At 48.3% G+C, this 24,641-nt stretch carries 22 protein-coding genes; 11 read left to right on the forward strand and 11 right to left on the reverse strand.

Features of this window, described 5'->3' with window-relative positions; all coding sequences use genetic code 11:
• The first annotated feature begins 316 nt into the window (after positions 1-316).
• The 3 genes from ACJJIY_RS03720 to ACJJIY_RS03730 all read left to right on the forward strand — a co-directional run bounded on the left by ACJJIY_RS03720 (position 317) and on the right by ACJJIY_RS03730 (position 5,798).
• The gene (locus tag ACJJIY_RS03720; protein WP_413663658.1) at positions 317-715 is read left to right on the forward strand and encodes a globin; all 399 of its coding nucleotides are present in this window, start codon (positions 317-319) and stop codon (positions 713-715) included.
• Between the two features lie 239 nt (positions 716-954).
• Positions 955-3,783 (forward strand): M16 family metallopeptidase, encoded by a 2,829-nt coding sequence (locus ACJJIY_RS03725; RefSeq protein ID WP_444895812.1) that lies wholly within the window; start codon positions 955-957, stop codon positions 3,781-3,783.
• Between the two features lie 512 nt (positions 3,784-4,295).
• Positions 4,296-5,798, forward strand: a complete 1,503-nt coding sequence (locus tag ACJJIY_RS03730) for a S8 family serine peptidase (RefSeq protein ID WP_444895811.1) — start codon at positions 4,296-4,298, stop codon at positions 5,796-5,798.
• 127 nt (positions 5,799-5,925) lie between these two features.
• On the opposite strand, the gene ACJJIY_RS03735 is transcribed toward ACJJIY_RS03730, so the two are convergent.
• Positions 5,926-6,909: a LysR family transcriptional regulator gene (locus ACJJIY_RS03735; protein ID WP_444926165.1), complete on the reverse strand. Its 984-nt coding sequence runs from the start codon at positions 6,907-6,909 to the stop codon at positions 5,926-5,928.
• Positions 6,910-7,080: 171 nt separating this feature from the next.
• On the opposite strand from ACJJIY_RS03735, the gene ACJJIY_RS03740 reads away from it, so the two are divergent.
• The 3 genes from ACJJIY_RS03740 (at position 7,081) to ACJJIY_RS03750 (ending at position 8,763) form a co-directional block, all read left to right on the forward strand.
• A complete protein-coding gene (locus ACJJIY_RS03740) occupies positions 7,081-7,374 on the forward strand; it encodes a putative quinol monooxygenase (protein WP_282930872.1) in 294 nt (97 codons plus the stop codon).
• Positions 7,375-7,691: 317 nt separating this feature from the next.
• On the forward strand, positions 7,692-7,922 hold the full coding sequence (locus ACJJIY_RS03745) for a DUF350 domain-containing protein (protein ID WP_108734840.1): 231 nt from the start codon (positions 7,692-7,694) through the stop codon (positions 7,920-7,922).
• 4 nt (positions 7,923-7,926) lie between these two features.
• Positions 7,927-8,763 carry a transglutaminase domain-containing protein gene (locus ACJJIY_RS03750; protein WP_282930871.1) on the forward strand — a complete coding sequence of 279 codons (837 nt, stop codon included), beginning with the start codon at positions 7,927-7,929 and terminating at the stop codon, positions 8,761-8,763.
• Between the two features lie 50 nt (positions 8,764-8,813).
• On the opposite strand, the gene ACJJIY_RS03755 is transcribed toward ACJJIY_RS03750, so the two are convergent.
• Complete coding sequence (locus ACJJIY_RS03755) at positions 8,814-11,207, reverse strand: zinc-dependent metalloprotease (RefSeq protein ID WP_445359137.1); 2,394 nt, start codon at positions 11,205-11,207, stop codon at positions 8,814-8,816.
• Positions 11,208-11,391: 184 nt separating this feature from the next.
• Here ACJJIY_RS03755 and ACJJIY_RS03760 point away from each other — a divergent pair, with 184 nt between their 5' ends.
• Complete coding sequence (locus ACJJIY_RS03760) at positions 11,392-12,177, forward strand: DUF2884 family protein (protein ID WP_413663664.1); 786 nt, start codon at positions 11,392-11,394, stop codon at positions 12,175-12,177.
• A gap of 70 nt (positions 12,178-12,247) precedes the next feature.
• Here ACJJIY_RS03760 and ACJJIY_RS03765 read toward each other — a convergent pair whose 3' ends face one another.
• A complete protein-coding gene (locus tag ACJJIY_RS03765) occupies positions 12,248-13,189 on the reverse strand; it encodes an alpha/beta fold hydrolase (protein ID WP_445359138.1) in 942 nt (313 codons plus the stop codon).
• Between the two features lie 277 nt (positions 13,190-13,466).
• Positions 13,467-14,855, reverse strand: a complete 1,389-nt coding sequence (locus ACJJIY_RS03770; RefSeq protein WP_444895808.1) for a pyridoxal phosphate-dependent decarboxylase family protein — start codon at positions 14,853-14,855, stop codon at positions 13,467-13,469.
• Between the two features lie 258 nt (positions 14,856-15,113).
• Here ACJJIY_RS03770 and ACJJIY_RS03775 point away from each other — a divergent pair, with 258 nt between their 5' ends.
• A complete protein-coding gene (locus tag ACJJIY_RS03775; protein WP_444895807.1) occupies positions 15,114-15,704 on the forward strand; it encodes a DUF998 domain-containing protein in 591 nt (196 codons plus the stop codon).
• An 8-nt stretch (positions 15,705-15,712) separates the two neighbouring features.
• On the opposite strand, the gene ACJJIY_RS03780 is transcribed toward ACJJIY_RS03775, so the two are convergent.
• Positions 15,713-16,405 (reverse strand): ArsR/SmtB family transcription factor, encoded by a 693-nt coding sequence (locus tag ACJJIY_RS03780; protein WP_444895806.1) that lies wholly within the window; start codon positions 16,403-16,405, stop codon positions 15,713-15,715.
• A gap of 89 nt (positions 16,406-16,494) precedes the next feature.
• Here ACJJIY_RS03780 and ACJJIY_RS03785 point away from each other — a divergent pair, with 89 nt between their 5' ends.
• Positions 16,495-16,833, forward strand: a complete 339-nt coding sequence (locus ACJJIY_RS03785) for an NIPSNAP family protein (protein ID WP_444895805.1) — start codon at positions 16,495-16,497, stop codon at positions 16,831-16,833.
• Positions 16,833-17,135, forward strand: coding sequence for an antibiotic biosynthesis monooxygenase family protein (locus ACJJIY_RS03790; RefSeq protein ID WP_444895804.1), 303 nt, complete (start codon positions 16,833-16,835; stop codon positions 17,133-17,135). Before ACJJIY_RS03785 ends, ACJJIY_RS03790 begins: the two co-directional genes overlap by 1 nt.
• A gap of 83 nt (positions 17,136-17,218) precedes the next feature.
• On the opposite strand, the gene ACJJIY_RS03795 is transcribed toward ACJJIY_RS03790, so the two are convergent.
• The 6 genes from ACJJIY_RS03795 to ACJJIY_RS03820 are packed head-to-tail and all read right to left on the reverse strand — an operon-like array spanning position 17,219 to position 23,187.
• Positions 17,219-18,430 (reverse strand): DUF3570 domain-containing protein, encoded by a 1,212-nt coding sequence (locus ACJJIY_RS03795; protein ID WP_444895803.1) that lies wholly within the window; start codon positions 18,428-18,430, stop codon positions 17,219-17,221.
• Positions 18,366-18,581 (reverse strand): DUF4266 domain-containing protein, encoded by a 216-nt coding sequence (locus ACJJIY_RS03800; protein ID WP_413663671.1) that lies wholly within the window; start codon positions 18,579-18,581, stop codon positions 18,366-18,368. Before ACJJIY_RS03800 ends, ACJJIY_RS03795 begins: the two co-directional genes overlap by 65 nt.
• A 4-nt stretch (positions 18,582-18,585) precedes the next feature.
• Positions 18,586-19,062, reverse strand: a complete 477-nt coding sequence (locus tag ACJJIY_RS03805) for a TlpA disulfide reductase family protein (RefSeq protein ID WP_413663672.1) — start codon at positions 19,060-19,062, stop codon at positions 18,586-18,588.
• 31 nt (positions 19,063-19,093) lie between these two features.
• Positions 19,094-19,747 carry an outer membrane beta-barrel domain-containing protein gene (locus ACJJIY_RS03810; protein ID WP_413663673.1) on the reverse strand — a complete coding sequence of 218 codons (654 nt, stop codon included), beginning with the start codon at positions 19,745-19,747 and terminating at the stop codon, positions 19,094-19,096.
• Positions 19,717-20,568 (reverse strand): outer membrane beta-barrel protein, encoded by an 852-nt coding sequence (locus ACJJIY_RS03815; protein ID WP_444895802.1) that lies wholly within the window; start codon positions 20,566-20,568, stop codon positions 19,717-19,719. The genes ACJJIY_RS03810 and ACJJIY_RS03815 overlap by 31 nt, the downstream gene beginning before the upstream one ends.
• A 3-nt stretch (positions 20,569-20,571) precedes the next feature.
• Positions 20,572-23,187 carry an HzsA-related protein gene (locus ACJJIY_RS03820; protein WP_445359139.1) on the reverse strand — a complete coding sequence of 872 codons (2,616 nt, stop codon included), beginning with the start codon at positions 23,185-23,187 and terminating at the stop codon, positions 20,572-20,574.
• A gap of 225 nt (positions 23,188-23,412) precedes the next feature.
• On the opposite strand from ACJJIY_RS03820, the gene ACJJIY_RS03825 reads away from it, so the two are divergent.
• Entirely contained in the window at positions 23,413-24,639 is a 1,227-nt protein-coding gene (locus ACJJIY_RS03825) for a hypothetical protein (RefSeq protein ID WP_413663676.1), read from the forward strand.
• Positions 24,640-24,641 lie beyond the last annotated feature (2 nt).

The raw sequence follows: 24,641 nt of genomic DNA on the forward strand, positions 1-24,641 counted from the left end.
TCTCACGATACTGCCGCAATCGCTCCGCTATTTAAGTAGCTATAAGAGTCCATACATATGCTGTGGGGCTCACGATCGGCATCTAGCGATGAGGAGAAAGCTGATTGGAGCCCAAAGTGACAATGGCGATTTAGTAATTCACCGGTTGAGAACTACTTTTTAATTACGCCAGATAACACGCATTTACAGTCAAATTACTCTTCCCGCACCCAAGTTCGATCGATAGAATCGCCGCCCCCCTTCCAAATGCATATTAGTCACACAGGCCACTTAAAAGTAAAACTGAGGGTGGCCAACATAAGAGGTAACCAAAACGATGCAACCAACGGATAGTGATATCGTTTTTCAAAGCTATGGACGCTGTTGCAATAAAGAACAGTTTTTTGTGGATTTTTATGATCGCTTTATGGGAAGTTCTACAGATATTCGCCAGCTCTTTGCCAATACAGATATGAAAGCCCAGCGCCATCTTTTGCGTAACGGCATTATGCAGCTAGTGCTTTATTCACGCGGCATGCCAGACACCAAGCTGCGCGCTCTGGGTAAAAGTCACGATCGCAATGGCTATAATATTCGCCCAGAATGGTATCGCCTCTGGCTCGACGCCCTGCTCGCCACCATTAGACAGCACGACGAGGAATACTCACCAGAAGTTGACGCTGCTTGGAATCGAGCGATTCTTCCGGGTATTGAAATCATACGCCAAGCCTACTGAGTCGTACGCCCAAAAAATTACAACTTAAATTTGCTAAGCCCCAAACCAGCCATTTATTATCAGGCTTTCTGGCAGCTTTCTCTGCTTATACCAATGCAGGGTTTTCCAATGCTGGTTTGGTGCTCCAAATCTAATTTAATGGAAGCACAAAGAAAATCACCTAATGCCAGTTTAGAACTATAAAAAAAGCCATGGAACGATAACTCTCTCCTATAGGAAAAATGGACAAGGAAACCATTATGAAAACGGTACGGAAGTACAGTACTCCATTAGTGCTCGCTATTGCGCTCTCAGCTTGCAGTGACGCTCCCCAAAATAATAAAAATCCCGAGATCAAAAAAGACCCGTTTATCTCCGAGAAGTTAGAAAATAAGTTTGAGTCCCTGAAAATAGATTATGAGAAATTTACTCTGCCCAATGGCCTGCGTGTAATCGTCCACGAGGATCGCAAGGCTCCTATTGTTTCCGTGGGTGTCTGGTATCACGTTGGTTCAAAAGATGAAAAGCCTGGGAGAACAGGGTTTGCGCACTTGTTTGAGCACCTGATGTTCAATGGTTCAGAAAACTACGATGACGAGTTTTTTAAACCGTTTGAACTGGCTGGTGCAACGGGCATGAATGGCACCACCTGGCTGGATCGCACAAATTACTTCGAGACAGTACCCTCCAATGCCTTAGACATGGCTCTATGGATGGAGTCTGACCGAATGGGTCATCTATTGGGCGCAATTACTCAGGAAAAACTCGATGAGCAACGTGGCGTTGTGCAGAATGAGAAGCGCCAGGGCCAGAACCAGCCCTATGGGAAAGTATGGGAGCGGATGCAGAAAGCAATTTATCCAGCTGGGCATCCCTACTCCTGGACCACCATCGGCTCAATGGAAGACCTGAATGCAGCTTCTCTTGAAGATGTTCACGAGTGGTTTAAACAGTATTACGGCGCAGCTAATACCGTACTAGTACTTGCCGGTGATATTGATGTAGAAACAGCAAAAGAAAAAGCAGCCCATTTTTTTGGCGACATTCCCTCCGGCCCTCCTCTTATCAAGAAAAAAGCGTGGATTGCCAAGCGAGATCAGTCCAGCCGTGAGCAGATGTTTGATCAAGTTGCTCAATCGCGTCTTTATAAAGTCTGGAATACCCCTAATCTAGCTCACGACGATGCTGGAGCTATTGCTCTGGCAGCAGCAGTTTTGGGGGATGGAAAAAACTCCCGGCTCTACCAGCGCCTCGTATACGAAGATCAAATCGCTACCAAAGTTAATATTGGGCTGCATGAATTTGAATTGTCTTCCATCTTCCCTATTGTTGCCGATGTAAAGCCCGGGGTTGAACTCGCAACAGTAGAGGCCGCCATTGAGGAAGAACTACAACGTTTTCTCAAGGAAGGGCCAAGCAAAGAGGAACTTGCAAGGGTTAATATGAGCCACTATGCATCCCAAGCACGCAACCTCGAGCAGGTAGGTGGCTGGGGCGGTAAGGGCGTAATTTTGGCTCGGGGTGAACTCTACCTCGACAATCCCAACGCTTACCTGGAAGCGTTAACCAAAATGCAAAACACCAGCCCTCAAAAGGTAAAAGAAGCCGCAGTAAAATGGCTTTCCAGTGGTGATTATAATCTGGAAGTACACCCTTTCCCCAAATACACTACTTCCGAGACTGGTGCAGATAGGTCTAAATTACCCGATACCGGTGAATTCCCCAGCATCCCATTTCCAGAATTACAGACCACGGAACTCTCTAACGGTCTAAAAGTGATACTTGCCCAACGCGACTCTGCGCCAGTAGTCGATATTCGCCTTATGTTTAATGCCGGTTACGCTGCAGACCAGGGTGCTAAATTGGGAACCTCTAGCTATGCCATGTCCATGCTAAAGGAAGGGACTAAAAAATTAAGCGCCTTAGAGATTGATGCCAAAGCAGAAATGTTAGGGGCCAGAATCTCGGCTGGTTCGAACATTGATACTTCTTCTGTACGGCTCAACGCATTAAAAAACAATCTCGATAGCTCCATATCCTTGTTTGCCGATATCGTAATGCATCCAGCCTATTCCGATGAAGAGATTGAGCGGAAACGTGCTCGGTGGATAGCAGGAATCCAGCAGGAAAAAACCCAGCCGGTAAACATGGCGTTGCGGAATTTGCCACCTCTTTTATATGGTGAAGGACATGCTTATGCAGTTCCTCTCACCGGTTCGGGAACAGAAAGCTCTATCAGCTCCCTGAACCGTGAAGATCTGGTAAATTACCACAAAACCTGGATGCGCCCCGATAATGCCACTCTGGTTGCAGTCGGAGATATCAGCATGGGTGATCTGACAAAAAAATTAGAGCAGCACTTTGCAGATTGGAAAGCACCCGAAGAGCCGTTACCTACAAAGAATCTACAACAGGTTGCGCACCCAGAAAGAACCAGAATTTATCTAATTGATAAACCGGGAGCTGAACAGAGCATAATTATTGGCGGCCTCCTGGCTCCGTCGGAAACGATGCCACAGCGAGAAGCCTTACATATGATGAATGATATCTTTGGAGGCACTTTTACCGCGCGAATTAATATGAATTTGCGGGAGGATAAGCACTGGGCTTATGGAGCCTATTCATTTATGACTGGGGCCAAAGGACAGCAACCGCTCTTAGTCTATGCACCAGTTCAAACGGACAAGACCAGTGAATCTTTAAAAGAGCTTTATAAAGAACTCCAAGCCTATGTCGGCGATTCTCCAGCAAAAGAAGACGAGCTGCAGAAAATTAAAGACAAGCGAATCAATGAATTGCCCGGCCGTTTTGAAACAGTTCGAGCTGTATCAGGAGCTATTTCTGGAATGGTTACCTACGATCGACCTTTGAATTATATGGAAGGTTATGCAAATGAAGTTCGCAATGTCGATCTACCTTCAATCCATTCACTTGCTCGAGACACTTTAAAGGTTGATCAATTTACCTGGATTATCGTTGGAGACAAAACCAAGATAAAAGATAAAATTGGTAAACTTGGTATGGGGTCAGTTACCGAGCTCAAAGTAGATAAGGATTTATCTGGCGCAACTTCGACTGAAGAGGGATAAAAGCTAGCGATAGCGGCCAGCCTGTACTCTCATGTATGACTGGCCGCCTTATATCGTTCCAAACGGATGAATACCGATGAAAAATAGAAACACACCTTAATGCTACTCATCTAGTCAACAATAATTGACATGCTGCATTCAAACTAGAATTCTTTGCTCCAACTCACAATTTCCATTATTAGGTATCAAGATGACTCTCGGAGCTTCAACTTTAAAACCCCAATAACTCCCCACAGAAATAGAAACAACCTAAAAATCTAGCAAACAAAAAATAAAAGCTACGACCACACTTAAAAAAAATTAAAAACATCCTTAAAAAGATAAAAATAAAACAAAATATAAATTCAATAAGAAAACAAAAACAACAGCAGTCAAAAATAATTATTCATACGACAAGAAAAGCCTGATAAATTCCCCTCTTCGACGCTCAAGTAAATATCAACAACTAAAAAACTTGAAATTAGAACGTCGACAAAAGCAACAATAAACATAGAAATCTTCAGGAGCATCCAATGAATAAATCCTTGTCTGTATTTGCAGCCAGCATTTTAGCGCTCGCCGTGACCGGCAACGCCACTGCTGAGGACAAGCGTTATATCGTGACTTTCAAGCAGGGAAAAGGCGAATCCGTTAAGTCTTTTATGAAGAAGAGAGGCGGAAGACAGGCTCTTGAAATACGCCGCCAGAATGCGATGGCAGCACATATGTCTGCAACAACCCTAAAAGAAATGCGCTCGAACCCGGATGTTGCTTTTATTGAAGAAGACGTTAAGCGGTATCCGATGTCCCAGGAAACCCCCTACGGGATCACCATGGTGCAGGCAGATCAACTAGGTGATACTCAGGCCGGCAACCGCACAGTCTGTATTATTGATTCCGGCTACGACCTGGTTCACGAAGATTTATCCGGAAACGCCGTCACTGGTACCAGTGACCCAAGCGGCGCAGGTAACTGGTATGAAGATCAAAGCGGTCACGGTACCCATGTGGCCGGCACTATCGCTGCGATGAATAATGGTACTGGTGTCGTTGGCGTGATGCCCAGCAGTAATATTAACCTGCATATTGTAAAAGTGTTTGATGGCGACGGCTGGGCCTACTCCTCCTCCCTGATGGCAGCCGCAGAGGTTTGTGCCGACAATGGTGCCAACATCATCAATATGAGTCTGGGCGGTGAAAGTGCCAACTTCCTCGAAAGACGAACCTTTAACAACCTAAATCGTCAGGGAATCCTGTCCATCGCGGCAGCCGGAAACGACGGTAACACTGCGCACTCCTACCCAGCCTCATACTCCTCTGTTGTATCCGTCGGTGCTATCGATAGCGATAAAGCTATCTGGTCCTCCTCTCAGCAGACTGACCAGGTAGAACTTTCCGCCCCCGGAGTACAGGTTCTATCTTCTGTTCCCACTGATACTGGCAGAATCTCTAGCTTAACCGTCGGCAGTGTTGACATCGAATCAGCCCCAATATCAGGCACCCCAGCTGGTGCAATCACCGGTTCAATGGAAGACTGTGGTACGGCTGAATCCGCTTGCACCAGTGCGGCAGGTAAGATTTGCCTGATTGCGCGAGGCAATATCAGCTTTGCGGAGAAAGTTTTAAATTGTGAGTCCGGTGGTGGTATCGGAGCGATTATTTACAACAATGAAGAGGGATTACTCTCCAGCGCAACCCTGAGCGATACTGTAACCACTATTCCCTCGGTTGGTATTTCTGACACTGATGGTGCAACTCTACTCACGCAGCTGAGTGCCAGCGTAGATTTGGAAAATGAGGCTACAAGCTACGAATATTTCAATGGCACTTCCATGGCTACCCCACACGTTGCCGGTGTTGCCGCATTGGTATGGAGCCACTTCCCCAACTGTAGCAATACAGAGATCCGCAACGCCCTTACAGCCACAGCGGAAGATCTCGGTGATGCGGGAAGAGATAATGCTTACGGCTACGGCCTCGTCCAGGCAAAAGCAGCCTATGACTACCTGGATACCTACGGCTGCTCCGGCTCCTGATCCCATTCGGATTAACTAGGGCTTAAACAAGAAAGGGGAGCAAAGCTCCCCTTTCCTTTGCCAGAACCGAGAAAAACCTGTTGAGAGTTTTTATAGATAGCCACAGGGTTAAGAAACTATTTGGGACTCAAGATATATCCACCCCCGTACTGAAATCGCTCTCAGAGAGTAATCCCTCAGCGAGCAGCTGCTTTAAAACGCCCGAACACCGTTCTCTCAAAGTGTCGCGCACTAATCGTACCGTCGGTGTTATTGACTGCCTCCCCGGAGATACCAACCATAGCTCCGTCGCCTTGGGTTTATAGTCTCGCATAGTGGCCACTACCTGACCGGAAAGTAAATCCGCAGACATATCCAGACATGACTTAATGGCAAGTCCATAGCCAGAGGTACACCAACGTCGCACCAGGTCACCGTCATTTGACGACCTGTTCCCAGACATACGTATCTTGTATATCTCTTCGCCCCGAAAAAATTCCCAATTATTGTGCACAATCTCGTGAAGCTGATAAAAAAGGCCATTATGTGCGGAGAGATCCTCCGGTGTTTTCGGGGAACCCTTTTCCTGTAAGTAGGCCGGGGTTGCACACAATAAACGGGGCACGTCACAAATCTTAAAACCATACAGGTTGGCATCCGCTGGGGGGCCGTAGCGCAACGCGATATCCACAGGATCCCGGTAAAAGTCCACTTGGCTATCACTGATATTCACTCTTAGACTCAGCCCCGGGTGCTCCTGCAACAATTGATCTAACCAAGGAGTTACGAGGTTCCTTCCCAGGTCCGAGGATGCACCTATGCGAAGCTCGCCATCTATCTGACCGCTGTCTTCCTTGAGATTTTGCCGGGCGAGGTCCAAAGTCAGGAGGGCCTCCTCACATTTGGGAATAAACCTTTCCCCAGCACTGGATAGCCGCAATTGCCGCGTCGTGCGAATAAACAAGTCCGCTCCCAGCGCGCTCTCCACACGCTTGATCGCTGCGCTAGCAGTTGCAGTGCGTAAGTCGAGACTGGCGGCGGCCGCAGTGATACTGCGAAACTCAGCCACTTTAAGAATGACCCTCAAGTCTTCAAGCTGCATATTTTCAATATATTTTTGATAAAGATTCAAAGATTATAGTGTTTCTAGCGATGCAATCTAGATCTAGAATGACTTCATCAGCTCGACATCCCAGTCCTTACCCAGGAGACAGCTAAGCTGTTCACTAGGTCTCCTCTGAAAGGATCAAGGAAAAGAGTACAAACCTTAATCCAACACATATTGAAACAAAGAGGCGTTCACATGAGCAGGCTCACTATCGTTGCCAACATTAAAGCCAAGGCCGACAAAATTGACCTGGTGAAATCTGAATTGTTAAAACTCATTAATACAACACGAGCAGAAGCTGGTTGCATTAATTACAACCTTCATCAAGACAATGACAATCCTGCACACTTCCTGTTTTATGAAAATTGGGAAACTCGCGATCTGTGGCAAACCCACATGAACAATAAGCACCTGGAAGACTATATGAAAGCAACCGAGGGCGCCGTTGAAGAGTTTGTATTGAATGAAATGACCGAGATTGATAACTAATCAAACTCGGTGTGTTATCCAGGTTCCCGCCTGGATAACACCGAGCTAATAAATACACTTCTTCAAACGGCTTTCCCGGTAGCTTAAGCGTAAAAGCCCTTCGACGGAGCAACTCTTCGTCTAGAGCTATTCCCCAATTGCAACCCAGCCAAATAAAATACTAATCAACAAGTCCGGATTACCAATTAAGGGTGATAATCACCTGTAAATTCATCTGCCGGTTTATCTGGGTCGGTCATCCTTTGCACTCAATCAGGCCCTATGCTTAAATTATTCCATTAACAGTCACTAATAAACATAATTAGCCTGAAGGATTTATGGAACTGGAATTTTTAACGGCAACCCTGTTTAACCTGGGCATTAACCTAATTTATACGCTGCTAGCGTTATTTATTGGTATCACCGCACTGATTACCATTGATAAGAAACTGCTTCGCTCTGTAGATATCGAAGGCGAGCTAAAAAATGGCAATATCGCCGTATCTATATTTGCATCAACTATATTGATATTTGTTGCCATCATTATTTCGTTTGGCCTCAAGGGATAGCACTATGCGCAAGTGGCTGGCTATCACACTGATACTTTCCCTCGCACTGATCACCCCTGAACTTGTACGGCGAGCTAATACACAGGAGCCGCCAACTAAAAGCACACCGGAAATCCCCCTTTCCGATAATTTACGGAGCTTTGGTAGCAGCGGCAGTCAGTTAGCCAGTATTGTGGACTCACAACAAGGTGTAGTGCGAGTGGTGGGTACCCGCTATCCTCTGGAAGAAAAAACCATCCAGAAAGTAGTCGACAAACGCTCACTGGAAGAGAGCGCTCATGTCTCAGTGTGGAACTGGCAGGGAATTGAGGCGGCGACAGCGTCCGCCCGGGGACTGGACCAGCAACACCACTTTGCCAACAGCTACCTGGTGGGGTTCAAGCCCTTTAAGACTCAACAGCTTTGGGTGCCTCTTTATACACTGGCTATGAATAAAGAGTACCAATACGATCACCTGCAATACGCCGGTTTGTCAGACATTTGGCAAACATCCCGGCAGGCCTATTACCAAAAGCGGGGTGACTGTGAAGACCACGCTATTTTACTGGCAGATTGGCTGATCGAATTGGGAGTGGATGCGCGGGTGGCACTCGGAACCCATAAAGGTCAGGGTCACGCCTGGGTAGTGGCCATCTTGAACGATCAAGAGTACCTGCTGGAGGCAACCAGCAAACGCCGCCAGACCAGCTGGCAAGCCATGCCCCTGGCAGCGCTGGCGGAGGGTTACGATGCGGAATTTCAGTTTAACCGCCACTTTTTCTGGGCGAAGAAAAACCCAACCCCCACTCGACAATACCGAGGAAATCACTGGGTAAAGAAGTCCCAGTTTATTCGCGGTTAATGCCCAAAGGGGGTGAGCGTTTACAGCCCACCCCTTTTATCCGTTTCAGATCAGATCGGAGATCCTGGCGGCAACGCTTTAACCGCACCAGGTTTTACTTCCAGCTTGCCCTGCTTAAAGGCATCGATGCGCTGTGCCTCATAGTAATAGTGCGCACTATAGCCCTCAGGATCATCGCCAAACAGCCGCATAGAACCAATTTCCTGTAGAAGTTTTGCCAGCTCCAAATGCGCTTTGGCCCGCACTGATTCGTCTGCCTTTGCATTACTGGCCAGTAACATCAACTGCTCGATATAGGCGTGATTAACCCGCTGGTGCACACTCGCCTGCAGGCCGGTATAACCCTCACCCTGCAGAGCCAGCGCGCTCAAGCGCTGCAATAGGCTAGCAAACCCCGGTACCTCACTGCTGCGGGCACTCTGTTGATTCATTCGCGCCGCGCGCTGCGGGTCCATCAGGATTGATAGCGTATGCCCAGCAGCCGCTTCCGCCAGAGCCACCCCATCAAAAGCTACCCCCGTATATGAGGGGAAGCTCTCGATAGTACGTTCGTAGCCATAGGACTTGGGCGGAATCAGCTGCAAGACCTGCTCCGGCAAGGTGAGAAACTGCGGCGAAAGTGTATCCAGCAGTGCATCAATTGCCCGCTGTTGTCGCTCTGCGGGCACCAGGGTATAGCTATTTTGATCGGTACCGTTGTAGACATAGTCATAGTCCAAGCCACCAATCAATTTGCCCACAGCCTCCGCCTGGTAGCGATGACCGTAGTACACAGGCACCAGGGTCTCTTCCAGGTCAGAGCGGGGCGCGGATAACGGCGCTGCCGCCGCAGAGAAGTTATCCAGGGCATGACGCCTCAAGTCGACCATCCGCTGGAATTCCGTCAATGGGTCGGTGCCGTTGTCCCAAAGGTGTGAGACTGCGTGAGCATTATTGATGGTGCGGGAGTCCGGGTCTGAAATAAAGCGCAGCCCTTGTTCCCCGGCCTCAGCGATAACACTGTCGAGATAACTTTTTTCATCATCGCTCTCGCCATAGCCATAGCGAACCGCCAACTTATCCCAACTGCCGATGCCAGTGGCGTAGGCATCTGTCAGGTCCAACTTACCTCCCAGCAGAGAGACCAGCGGAGCCGGGTAATCCATTACTGAAGCGCGCTCTTCGCTACTGGCAGCAAAGTTGTGCGCCAGCCCCAGGGTGTGGCCTACTTCGTGAGCGGACAGCTGACGGATACGGGCCAGGGCCATATTCTTTAGCTGCTCAGTACTGACGGTGTCGCCGCGGTAGGGCTGTACAAGCCCTTGAGCAATCAGAAAGTCCTGGCGAACACGCAGGGACCCCAAGGTAACATTGCCTTTTAGAATTTCGCCGGTGCGGGGATCGTAAACCGAATAACCGTAGGACCAACCGCGAGTGGAGCGGTGTACCCAATTGATCACGTTATAGCGAACATCCAAAGGATCGACGCCCTCCGGCAGAATCTCTACGCGAAACGCATTTTTAAATCCTGCTGCAGCGAATGCCTGGTCCCACCAGCTCGCCCCTTCGATCAGGGCGCTGCGCACCGGCTCAGGCACTCCGGAATCTACGTAGTAAACAATCGGCTCCACAACCTCATCGCTACCCGACTTCTTCTCCAGTCGATGACGGTAGATATAACGCTGGTCCAGAGGCTCTTCAATCGCCGTAGCGTAATCTCGATAAGCGAACGGGAAGTAGCCACTGCGGCTGTGAAAACGGCGGGGCTCATAGTCGTTATCTGGCAATTCAATCAGGGAGATATGCTGGCGCAGGGACACCAATGTAGGGGTCGGAACCACTTCGCGCAGATAGTTTCCCGGAGCTGATCCAGCAAAAGTTAGCTGGGCCTCAAACTCACTATTCTTGGGAAAGTTTTTTGTGCGGGGCAGATAAACTGCCGACTTGCTCTTATCCACACTGTAACTGCCCTGCTCTGCGCCCTTGAGACGTGTAGCAATGCCGTGCTGATCGCTCAACAGGAAGGGCGTAAAGTCCACCAGTACCGCCTTATCGCTCTGGGCAAGCACCTTGAAGCCCCAGAGTACGGACGAAGCGAAAGCTTCCTCAACCGCGCGGCGCTCAGCCGCATTTGCTGATTGGGCACGGTATTTCAGGTTCACCTGATGCAGTAATACCCTGTTACCCGACTGCTGGAACTTCACCAAGCGGCTCTCACCCACCTGGTTGCGATCCAGGCCCACCGGGTTTGAACCCAGTCCCTGGGCCAGCCCGGTGAGCAAGAGCAGCTCGCGCTCAAACTCATCGATCTCCAACAACACCCGGCCGTTAGCCTCGTCCCAGTAAAAGTCGTGGAAGCCGCTGTGCCTATGCATGCCTGCGGTGTACTCCGCGATGCTCCCGGCCTGTGCCATTGTGCTGACTATCAAGAAGCACAGTGCGGCAATGTGCCTGCTTATGAACATTGAATACCCTCAATTTATTAAGTGTTATGGGCTAAAAATACAGAATACCCGCTGGAACATCCACGCCTGGCCATCACTCCCCGGGCCTGCGTCAGGAAAAAATGAAGAATATTTCTAGCTGCCTGCATCTGTTCGGCTACTCAGGCGCGTCACATTGAAAAGACACACAATAGGAAACCGGCATATGTGGAAGCCAATCGCACTTTCAACCTTGATAGGCCTCGGTATCAGTACCCAGGCAATGGCCCACGATTCTTTTCATGTCGATACCAGCACCTGCACAGTGTCTACGAATTACGCTATTGAAGTAGGCCCGGACTTCTTTACCGTCGATGGGGAAGACGGAAAACTGGTGACATTTCAGCTACCCAACCAGCTATCAGTGGATGGTGAGTTGCTGTCCCTCAATTCTCAGCAGGAGCAACTACTTCAGGAATACCGCCAACAGCTACACATCGCCGGTCGCGACACACTGGTACTCACCCTTGAGGCGGTCGATATTGCAATGGATGGCCTATCCATTGCCATCAGCACCCTCGCCGGGCCGGACCACCCGGATATCCTCGAACTCCAACAGTTTTCCGCCGACCTGATCCAGCGCACTGAGGACCGCCTCAATCGAGAGGGCGAGATCTACCAGCTGGGAAACGAGGAAATGGGTAACTATATAGAGAAAACCATCTCTGAAGAGTTTGAACCCCGTATCGAACGCCTCGCTATGGAGTCCGCGGGAACTATTGCCTGGCATGCCTTCAAAGCTGCCTTTACCGGCGGAGAAAGCATTGAAGAACAGGCCACTGAAGAGGCGGAGCGCTTACTGGAACAGCGCGGTAAGAGTATTGAGCAGTCTGCAAACCGCTTGTGTACACAACTGGAATCCATCGATCGACTGGAAAGCGACCTACATCAGCAGGTACCAGAACTCAGTCACTACGACATAGTGAAAGCCGGCCTGGTTGTCATCAATTAGGCGCTCTTGATTTTCATCCCCCCAAACTCGGCCGCACTGCGGCCTCTTTTTTAAATTTTCCACAGTATTGTCACAGCCCCTGACGCTGCAAAAACTCCATTGCGTCGGTGACACTTTGTTCAGCATTTTCGACATGGGACATATGCCCCATCTTCTGATACACAATTAACTCTCCATTAGGCAACTTGTCAGAGAAATACTTTCCTACGGACAAGGGAATAATTTGATCTTCTGCCCCCCAGATAAATAAAACTGGAATTTTAATAGTCTCCAAGTCCGGCAACGGCTGGAAATTGATTGTGGCATTAGCAACCAAATTGATCGCTGTACCGCGATTCTTCTCATAGCGGGAAAGCAAATAGATTCGTTCCAACATTTCCCCCGGCAGAGCCTGCGGATTGTAGAAAAATTTGGAAGCCAGCATTTTTCTCAATAATCCACGACTACCAATGTGCGCAACCATTTTTCGCCCCGAATGGCTGGTGGCAAATCGAGCAATACCGGCAGGCATTTCCAGTCCCTTGCCACATTTATAACCACCGGGAGAGACAAGAATAGCGGCCTTGGGTATATTCGGATGTCCTGTTAAATAGCGTAAGACCCCATTTCCACCAAATGAATGGCCAGCGATCACAAAGTCCCTAAGTTTCAGGGTTGCGACAAATTCTGCAATAAAATCGGCAAAATGCTTAGGTGTATAAGTGCCTCCTGGTAACGGGTCGGTCAATCCATGCCCAGGTAAGTCCACCAAAATAACATGATATTTTTCTGCCAATTTTGTCGCCCAGGCATTCCAGGCGCTCAGTGAATCACCACCACCGTGAAGGCAAAGTATATTAACGCCATCAACTGGCCCCATCTCGCGATAATTAACGGATAAACCACCGGCTAGCGTAAGTTGATTAAAAGAGAATTTCAGTAGCTCATTGCGACTTAAACTGGGACTACAAAACGCCATCCACAGAAGCCAGAGTAGAATTAAAAAAAGAATTAAAACCAGCCAAAAAGTCATCGTTCTACCCGAGCCCCTCACCTTTATGTGCTGAAAAAGTGGCTGAGTTGGCGGAAATAGTAATACCGCAAGCAAAAGCTTGAAAATAATGGCCCAGATCCGCGCCCATTCAACAAGGATAGACGGCGCTCGCAACTGAAACTGGCTGCTACCGCCAAAGGTGGAAACAAGAGGGCCTCCAAATAATTCACCAACTACCCCAGCCTGACCTAAAAGACGTAAACATTAAGTGCTATTTACTTTAGAAGGCCCCTAGTACTTCAAGTCACACAAAGGGTTATCTGGACATCTGAGCCTCCGTCGCCCGGCAAATAGCATCCAGGGTGAGGGCAATATCATTATCGGTAGTCGCCCAGGAAGAGACGCTAATACGCAGGGCCGCTTTTCCTCTCCAGGTAGTCGTTCCAAACCAGCAAACGCCCTCCTCCTGTATGGTCCTGACTATCTCTTGAATGTCTTCCGCAGTGCCAATAGTTGCCACCACCTGGTTTAACACTACATCGTTAAGGATCTCATAGCCCATTTCTGCCAAGCCTTCGCACAGATGCTGGGCATGGATACAGCAGCGATCAATCATCGCCGCTACTCCCTTCGGGCCCATCTCCTGAATCGCCGCCCACACTTCCACCCCTCTGGCCCGACGTGAGAATTCTGGCACCATATCCTTGGGGGGCACCAGCGATCCCACTTGTAAGTATGGCGCCTGGGTTGTCATCACATTGTGTACAGCCCTCGGCTTTCGACAAATTGCCAAACCGCAGTCATAAGGCGTATTTAGCCATTTATGAGCATCTACAGCCCAGGAATCTGCTTGTTCTACTCCAGTAGTCAACACTGATTTCGCTGGAGATGCCGCTGCCCACAAACCAAAGGCACCGTCGACATGTACCCAGGCACCTTTGGATTTAGCTTCGGGAATTATGTCTGCAAACGGATCAAAACTGCCGGAGTTTACGTTGCCCGCCTGAAGGCAAATAATGGTGGTTTCATCAACCTCGGGAAAAGTATCTGCTCGTACCCTCCCCTGTTCATCACAGGGCGCTTTAATCACCTGATCCATACCAAATCCAAGAATAGAGAGCGCTTTGTGAACTGTGACATGGGACTGTTCAGAAACAACAATACGCAGTGGCGGCGCACCGGTTAGCCCGCTTTTTGCCAGGTCGATATTTAATTTTTGATAAAGTGTATTTCGCGCAGCAGCCAAGCACACCATATTGGCCATAGATGACCCTGTGGTGAAACCCACACTACTTTCCATCGGCAAGGTTAACAATTCCAATATCCAGTTTGCCGCAATACGCTCCAGATAAATTGCAGAAGGCGCCGACGCCTCCAGAACCGCCACTTGGTCCCAAACGGCGTTCATTACCGCCGCGCCCATAGAAGCTGGCGTAGCCCCACCTACCACCAATCCGAAAAATCGCCCACCGGTACTGGCAACTGTTGCCGGAGAACCATAACGATGCAGGCTCTCGACAACAGCCTCTGCCGGTTCCCCAGCCCGGGCCAAGTCACTGTTAAAAAATTGCATTTGATCAATATCAAAAGCGGACGGACTTACGCGACGATCGCGAATATCGGAAACATATTCCTCAGCATACCGCGCTGCGAGGGATAGTACTTCTATGGCATTAGAAAAATTATTGCTGTCATTATTATCCATTTTCGACCCCTCAACTCCTTTTCCAGTACCTGATCTAGTATAAAAAATTAATTACTCTATTAGACTTAAACTAATAAAAAAATAATTAAAACGATACGAACAATAAGGACAAAAACACCTATCTTTATGGCAAGAATCGCTTTTAGATAAAGTTGAAATAGCAATAAACCTGGCACGATCGAAGACAAGGATTAACTTGAAAGGACTTTTTATCTGGTGCTATCTTCTACCCCAACATAACCAGTCGGGGCATATACAGTGTTTGCTTACTTGGGGTTTATCTCGCTGGTATGGATGGTTGTAGGTGTTACATTGGCAGGAGCAAAATACTCTGGCTATAGCCATTCAAGACAATTCTGTAGCGAACTAGGAGCCGTTGGAAGCCCAACCCAGAAGCTCTCCCCCCTCATTAACAACTACCCACTTGGCATATTATTCTTCTTATTTGGCCTGCATATAATTCAAATTGAACAGGCCCCAGTTGTACTTACCATTATTGGAGTTTTAATTATCATCCACGGTATTGGAACCTGGATTGCGGGTTACTTTCCTATGGATGCAGATCCCTATACAAAAACCCCTAGTCTTGAATGCCAGATACACTCTTGGGCGGGGATGCTTATGTTGTTGTCTTTACTCATTGCGCCATTGCTAAGTACTTTCAGTAGTTACTTCTCAATAGAATTCAGGCTATTTAGTACAGCCTGCTTGCTCGCTTCTATCTATTTTACTGTTACCTTAAAAAAAGCCTACGAAGAAAAAACCAACCCCGGTCTGCACCAACGTCTCAGCTATGGAGCACAGTTGATATGGTTAACGGGGCTTTCCTTTAATCTGATAACGAGCTGACAAATAATTTATAGCAACTTGGAGTGATCAATCTGATAACGCTTCGAGAACAGTAAAAGCCCCTTCTGGGAGAAAGTAATCGCCCTGGAATCCGCTCTTCTTACCGCCCACTGCTTTGCCAAGGCATCTTCGAGTATCCATTGACCCAAGCTGCCTGCAAGGTGGCTTTTTCGTTCGCTCCAGTCTAAGCATGACTTGCAAACCGGGCGCTTACGCTGCTTAAAACTAGCTACGGCTACTCCTCGTTCCTGAAAAAATATTTCACCCTCTTTGGTCAAGGAAACTTGCTGTGATTGCTCAGAGAGCAACTCACTAGCCAATAGGGCCTCGTACAATAGTACACCAGCCATTCCTGCTAAATGGTCATAGCAGATGCGGGACTTCCTTAAATCTGGATCTGTGGGCCCAGTGGTAACTTTTTGAGGTACCAGGGTGCTACTCAGATTGAGCAGTGCCTCTAGCGCTTCGGCAACTTGATGACTCGCCAGCTGAAAGTACTTGTGCCTACCCTGCTTGCGAACTATCAGCAGCTTGCTATCTACCAGCTTGAAAAGATGGTTACTTGCAGTCTGTGCAGTCACATCAGCCTCACAGGCTAACTCTGTTGCTGTCAGTGCTTTTCCACTCATAAGCGCCATCAATATTTTTGAGCGCGCCCGATCCCCAATCAAACTGGATATTACCGAAATGTCAGGTTCCATGGTTATCCTCGCAACAGTTCGCTGAACACCGAAGTATAGAAAATTAAACCATCTAGAATGCCAGCAAATTATGAATAGAGGCAACTTAGATGACTGTAACCTGTTTTATTGAATACAAGATCGATCCGTTTAAGCTTGATGCTTTCCGGCAGTATGCTGAGAACTGGGGCAAGATCATTCCCAATTGTGGCGGACGACTATTAGGATATTTTCTACCTTCTGAGGGCACCAACTTTCAGGCCTTTGGTATTATTAATTTCGATAGCTTGGCTCATTATGAACAATATCGAAAACTGCTTAAGCAGTCTCCTCAGGGCAGTGAAAATTTTCAGTTTGCGACGAGAGAGAAGTTTATTCTTGAAGAGAAGCGAAGCTTTTTAAATGCTGTGCCAGAAACCTACCTGAAGTTCCCACAGGAAAGTCACTGATGATCGCCGTCATATTTGAAGTTACACCAAAACCTTCAGGAAAAGACAAATATCTGGCCGTTGCAGCCGACCTAAAAGAACACCTAATCAGCTTCGATGGATTTATCTCAGTCGAGAGATTTCAAAGCCTCAATCAGCCAGAAAAAATTTTGTCACTCTCTATTTGGCGGGATGAAGAATCTGTAGTGAGTTGGAAAAATCACAAGGCTCATTTTGATGCACAACACCTAGGCAAAAAACAACTATTTGACAACTATCGTATAAGGATTGGAAAAATTCTGCGGGATTACTCTATGCAATAAATCAACAGTCAAATTTGACTCAAACTATAAAGCCTCTGCATCTTGTTCTTTTACTGAAAAATAGAACGCAGAGGCCCCCATTCCTAAAAACGGACCGACCAAAATAATCGAATTACATTGGCAGAGAAACTATAAGCGGGTTCGTCACCAGGACTGATAGATGTAGCTGAACCGTGTACTGTGACATCGAGAAAGTCATCATAGTCAAATAGAATATGATCCCAGTAAAGATTAATTGTATTCCTGCGATTTAATAGAGACCAGCGCCGTGGCAACTCATAGGACACTCCCAGGCCAAGGGCCAAGGTTGTGAAATTACTCAACTCCTTATCACGAGCACGAAAGTTGGTAGCGTTGAGATAGGGAAAAAGGTCGCTGTAAAAATCTGCACTACTCTGCTGATAGTAACGGATCTTTCCTTCAAAAACCCACTCGTCTTGTTCTTTCCAAGGATGGGTATAGCGAAACTCTACATTGTCTGCAACGATTCCCCAACTATCCGCATAGTGTCGATACTCCCCTTTAATCGCTGCGCGATAGGGCAATCTATATTTGGCCCTTAGGGCAACCGCATCACTGTTACGAGTTCTGGGGTAAACCTCGGCCTGATAGCTAAATCCTGTTCCAGATGCTTCATCGAGATACCTAACACTGCGATAAGGGTTGTTGAGATACCCTTCATCCGACACAGTTTCGACACTCACCTCTGCAATCAGCTTTTGCGTGAGAATCTGATTCCAACTAAATGCGTAGCGACGGTGTTGCGCTTCCTCGGCAAAATTATCGTCGCCATTGCGGAACACATCATCACTTCCGTAACTAACCCGCAGGTCGATAGTACTTAGGTCGCCAAAGAAACCCTGACTGATGCCGAAAGCAACGGTTTGTGCCTCGTAGTCATTCTCAGAACTGTTGGTGTACCCCACGCTGATAGTAGTTTTATCCACCAGGTAGTCAGCACCCAAGGAGTACTCATCCCGCTGCTCCGAATACTCACTGGCCGTGGCCTCCACATCAATAGAGGCCCCGGAAATCATGTCCACATAGTAATTGGCAGACAGGGAAATATTGTTGCCAACATTCTGGCGAATCAATACTGAAGGCCCATCAATGGTCACTCCACCACCGCTATAGGCGTGATACATATTGTCTGCCCGCTCTTCGGGAAGCACTGCGGCCACGGCAGCGAGCGGTGCCAAAAATGCCAACCCGCCCCAGCGAGATAGAAGCTTAGTTACAACCACATCCACCTCCACTGCCTCCTTCAGCTCCACGCGCAGCTTCGCGAGCTTCATACACGTGATTCATATAGCGAGCAGCTACCGGATCCTGCTCAAACCCCATAATAGGATCCGCAAGAAATTGTCGTTCGTAGGGTGCAATCCACGGGTTAACAGTGCAACCTGTACTCATCAAGAAAGTGCAAACTAGCAATAGTGCACGCATGACACTACTCCCGAATCAATTCCTTAATCATTTTTTTATAGGCAGCTTCATCCCCATCACGATAACCTTTATGGATATAGCGAACGTTGCCATCACGATCAATAAATACGGTGCTGGGCATAGCGGCAACACCATACATTTTGCTCACTTCCCCTTTGCTATCAAAAAGAATCGGAAAATCCACTGGAATTTTCGCTAATAGCGAGTCCGCATCCTTGCGCTGTGCATCCACATTGACTCCCCAAACCTGGAAGCCAGCAGCTTCATAGCGAGCATGTAGCTGATCCAACAGCGGCATTTCCTGACGACAAGGGCCACACCAGGAAGCCCAGAAATTCAGCATAATGACATCGCCGCGCTGCTCTGCAAGCCTCAAATTTCCGCCTTGGTTGGAACTCAAGGTAAAATCCTTAGAGGGCTCTGCGGCGGAAGCCTGTGACATCGATAAAAGCAGCGTCAGGAAAGCAGCCAGGTATTTCATGGAAGAGTCCTTGTTATTTTTTGATGATCAATTAAAAAAAGATGGTAAGTCCCAATTGGGCAGACAGATTATTGGTGACTTGGGCCTCGCCAAATAATTCATGCTCAAAAACATGGTCGCGAACATCCAGGCGCACTGCGAGCCAATCGTTGGCAAGCATTCTCACTCCTGCACCAAAGTTGTAAGTGAAGTGCTCCTCGTCAGCAAACGAGGTATTTCCCACACCTCCCGCAACATAAAAATTGGCATTAAAAGCCCAGTCATCAAATACAAAGTACTCACCCTGGAAAATATTCCAGCCCACAGAGGTATTGTAATAACTGAGTTCACGCTGCTCATCAGTCAACAGCGGTGCTGCACCGCTCAATCTTTCAAAGCTGGATTCTCCCAACTCAGTCTGGGCATAGGTGGCCTCAATAAAAAAATCTTCGCTGATATGGTAGGCCGCTGAAGTACCGTACAGGGAATTTGAGCCAAAATCCTCGACATTGATAACACCAGCAAACAGACCAATTTCTATATTTTCACTATCTATCAGGGCGTCACGTATCTCTCGCCGCTCCAGTTCAGGTGCGACAATATCCGCAAGTACTTCATCATCCTGCTGAGCACTGCATACCTGGGTCCCCACCAGTGCGGAAAGCGCCGCAGAGCCTACAGATATACGTCGAAACCAAGTTTCCACTCGACTATCTCCTGATTATTTTCCTGCGTAGTAAGCAAGTAGTGATTTGTGTATTCAGCCCTGATGGCAAAACGGCGCGATAAGTAAGTACGCAACCCTACGCCCGCCAACATCGTTGTATCTTGCCGATCTTCGGTGGCAACGATAGTGGCGTTTGGAGAGGTAACATTTATCCCGGCTCCCAAAACAAAATAAGGGGATATTTTCCAACGTGGAAATGGCTGGTGGACCATTGCCACCTGATAGACTTGGCTGTCTGAATAGGAACCTACCGCCTGGGTTGCACGTATTTCAGTAGCCAGATTGGCAGTAAATTGGTAGCCCAGGCTAACTCCCAGGGATTCCGCTCCAGCAAAATCACCGTAATTCAAACCTAGGTAAAAGTAACCGTCGTCAACATCGGAAAAATCCGGTAGAGGAACTCGAACAATTTCTCCATTTTCTCCGTAGATTTCACGTAAGTCGTCAACTTTTACCCAGCCACTTTTATTGCGTGAAGTAAGCACTTTTACCCAGTCGGTGCGGCGTTTAAGCAGCCAAATTTGTTCACCATACTCAGCGACATAGAATATCGGGTAACCGCGCCCCGGGCCTCGGTAAATATTAATAAATGCATTACCGACTGTAACCAGCTCTGCATCCTCAAGGCCTTTATATTTTTTCTCAGTCTCAGTCTCCGTCTCAACCAATTCTTCTTGTGGGGTTTCATCTGAAGAATCAGATTCCATCAAAGTTCGTTCAGAAGAAGCCTGTCCAGAAAAAAGTAGCAGCAATACAAATACCGCGAAACTGCCAATAGAATTTTGGTGTAACTTCAACATGGTTTAATCTGCCGGCGCCGCAAAAGGATCGTTATAGTATTGAGCGCCAATATCAAACCACTCGGCAATCAAGCGCAACTCGGCATCTTCTAAGTACCCTTGGTGTGCGCCACCATTTTCAAAGATAGAAAAAAACGAGCTCTCAAGAGCAGAGCTCGTCAAGGGAGAGGAAATATTGACGGTAACCATTACCGGGATCGGATCACCGTTACTGTCGAGAACTAATTCGCCATCCTCATCAACCTCGTAAACAGGATTTCCATCATCATCAAATTCCTGTACGAGCCGCGGTGTTAGCACCCCACTGGATAACTCCAATTCAGCGCGATCGGCCACCAGCTCGGAATAGGAAACAAACCAAGCATCATTAACAGAGGAAGCCGAGGTTGTGAGATCTAATTGCCCATCGGGTATTTGGGTTGCTCCGGCAGCATCAACAGGAGAGTGACAGCCTGTACAGGTATAATCAGCTATTACTGCTCCTGTACTATCCAATACTTCACGGGGGAAATCCCAGAGCGGCTGAATATGTTGTTCATAGTGAATGACGATTCGACAATTACTTTCCCACTCTGTTAAACAGGTGGATTCCACCGGTGCATCCGTACTCAAATCACCGTATGAAAGCAATAACTCATCATCCTTAGTCCGTACCGCAGGATCAGTCCATAAATCGGTAAAGTGCAGATCTCCTTCAAGTTCAGCCTCACCAATATACCGGGCCAATAATTGAGCCATAGTCTCGCCCATTTCCGCCAGTAGTGCGGGCTCAGTATTGGCAAATGGTGCTGCCGAGGTCGGCGCTCCAACCCAAGCTGCTTCCAGCTGCATATCCGTGCGGCCATGAAGAGCTTCGCTATCGCTAGTATGACAACCGTTACAACTTCGCACTTCACCCGCTTGTAGCTGTAACCAGTTGTTATGACTATCGAAAATGCGTTTTCCATCTGCATCGACAACGGAAATTACCAGGGGCATATCTGCGGGAACTTTTACCCTGACGGAGCCGTCGGGCTGGATTGGGGTATAACCCAATATTTCACGCATGCCCTGATTACCATTGCGGCCAAATGCTGCCCCATCAAAGTCCAGAACATCATCATCGGGAATGCCCACGGCCTTGGAAATTTTCAGGAATCGTGCAGGCCGCAAATCTGCTGTGGTTTGGGCGGGATCCGCCAAGGTTTCGATTCCGGCAATATCTTCACCATCAAAATCATAAACACTGCGAATATCCAGGATTCCGACAGATTCCTCCACCAGATCCGCATCGACATCGACTCCCGGGACGGGGTCTGGAATATAGGTGGGCTCAGTGCGAGGCTCCAGAGTAACCCCTTCGGATATCATTTCTCCCTCTTCCACAACCACAATAGGAAGCTGGGTGCCGGCGATATAATCGTAAATCCACAGGCCGTAGAGTGGGTCTGCCAATTGAACTTCTTCGTCTTCGGCAAGAGTATCCGGGCAGGTCTCCAGCAGCTCGGTTTCTTCATTGATAACCCGGCATTCACTCCAGGTTACCAACAAACGACTTGTCCCATCGTAGAATGGCCATGCGGAAGCAAAAGTACCATGGGGAGAAATAGTATCGTCGGTAGTGACTTCTCCAACAGTGATAGAAGCCTGCCCGACCATTTCACCACTTTGCTCCGGCTCACTGTAGGCTTCGCTATAAACAATTCCATCGATAGTCACGAGATCGCCACCATAAGTGAGCCCAGAGGGAGCGCGCAACGTTACCAAAAGGCGGCCATCCGGCATTTCGTGCGGTCGATTGAAGGCGGCCTCAGTCTCTTCTGTACCCGTATTTTGACTGTGATAACCGTAATAAACCGCCAGGTCAGAACCATCTGGATTTACTGTATATAAGCTTAATTTATCGATACCTGCCGCATTGTCCCAGCGGTTAAACAGGACCCGTCCATCGCTCAGTATAACTGGATTTAAATCATGGCTCTGATTAAACGATATCTGAGTGATATCGGTTCCGTCCGCTTCCATTACATGGAGTACAAATGCCGGCTCCTCTCGATTTTCAGTCAGGGCCGAGAATTGCGGTTTACCGTCATCCAGTAAAAGAGCTCTGGAGCGCCGCTGGCGGGTAGAAGAAAAAATAATGCGTCCATCGGGTAAAAAAGCGGGAGCGATATCCTGGCCTTCTTCAGCAGTTAAATCTGACTCAATTACCCGATTGAGTTCTTCTGTTTCGGTGTTGTATACCCAAATATTCCAGGTAGGCTGCTCATCGTCATCAGCGTCTTCTATTTCCGGTGCCCGCATAGCAAATAAAAGCTGGCTACCATCTGCTGAAGTATTCAGATCTTTTACATCGTAATCACCGTCAAATATATTTGCAGTAATGACAGTTTCTGCAGCACTGGCGGTTGCACGGTCTTTTAAAATCAGTTGAGCTCCGGCAAAAAATTCCCCGGGCTCATAAATATTATCCTGAAGGAGGCTGCCATCATCGTCACTACTTAATTGACGAAGTACAAAAGCAACAGGATAGTCCTCCACCACGGGATCTTCGGCTTGGTCTTCACCACCACTGGAACTGCCACCGCCACTACAGGCCGTCACCAATAGCAAAAGCGGTAGCGCACGCAAACATTTCATTTTTGTTATCCACCCGGGTTTGGCACGAGCAGCACACGCCTTTTTTGTGCTCTTAGCCTAAGAACTTTTTTATACGGCTTTGACCGCTGAGGCTAATTCTCGCAAGTTGCGCACAAAAAGTTTGCCAACTGGGACGCAAATATTGAAAGTCATTCTGACATTGTTGAAATCTGCTTTTAGACTGCTTTGCCACATCCCAGTGATCTCACCGACAAAAATAGTCCAATGAAAAATAATTCGTCTCGAGCGCGTGTACTCCGGCTCACCACGGTAACCGCACTGCTCGGAGTAGGTTTGTGGAGCAATTCTGCCCTATCAGCATCGCAGGACCAGGCTCTCCAAATTCACAGCCGCATCACCGGAACCATTCCCAGCGAGAGTGTATTGCTGGATATGGCAGAGGATATAGAAAACGGTGATCCCACCGCTGCGGCGTATACGGCAATGGAGAATGACGCCTTCTATAATGTCACCCTAAAAAATCTGGCCACCCCCTGGACTAATGAGGAGCAGGACGTATTTGAACCATTAAATGATTACACTGCGACGGTAATCGGCATGGTTCGGGACGATATGGACTTCCGCCAACTGCTCTCGGCAAATATTCTCTACACCGGTGATATTTCTGGCCTGCCCTCCTACAACACGGGAAATAACGACCACTACGAGACACTGGAAGCCGGGGGTTATTCCCTGCAGGACAATCTGGTGCAGGAAGCTCAATCCTCTCTCAATGGTCTCCCCGCAGATGCCACCGCCGGCGTTCTTACCAGCCGCGCAGCTGCCAAGGCTTTTTTTAGTGCGGGAACCAATCGCGCCATGTTTCGCTTTACCATGCTCAATCACCTGTGTAACGACATGGAGCAGGTGCAGGATACTTCCCGCTCACCGGATCGTATTCGCCAGGACGTAAGCCGCAGCCCTGGGGGCGACAGTCGGGTATTCCAAAATAACTGTATCGGTTGCCACAGCGGCATGGACCCCATGGCACAGGCATTCGCTTACTACGACTATGTATACGATGCAGACAATGATCCCGATGGAGAAGAGGGAGCCCTGGATTACAACGCAGCCGGTGATATAGATCCAGAAACCGGCAGCCGTGTTAAGGCCAAAAACCTGATCAACAGCGGCAATTTTCCCCACGGTTTTATCATTCCCGACGACAGCTGGGTTAACTACTGGCGCGAGGGCATAAATATGCATCTGGGCTGGAGCGACACCTTGTCCGGCAACGGCAACGGCATCAAATCCCTGGGAGAGGAGTTGTCTAACAGCCGAGCTTTCGCCAAATGCCAAGTAACTAAGGTGTTTCGCCAAGTTTGTCTGCGCGAGCCGGAAGATTCTACCGACCGCAACCGAATCGAAACAATTACCGATGATTTCAGCAATACCGGCTACAAACTTAAGCAGGTATACGCAGACACTGCGGTTTACTGCGCGGGAGATTAAAA

The sequence above is a fragment of the Microbulbifer maximicatervae (SeqCode) genome (genome assembly GCF_052468155.1).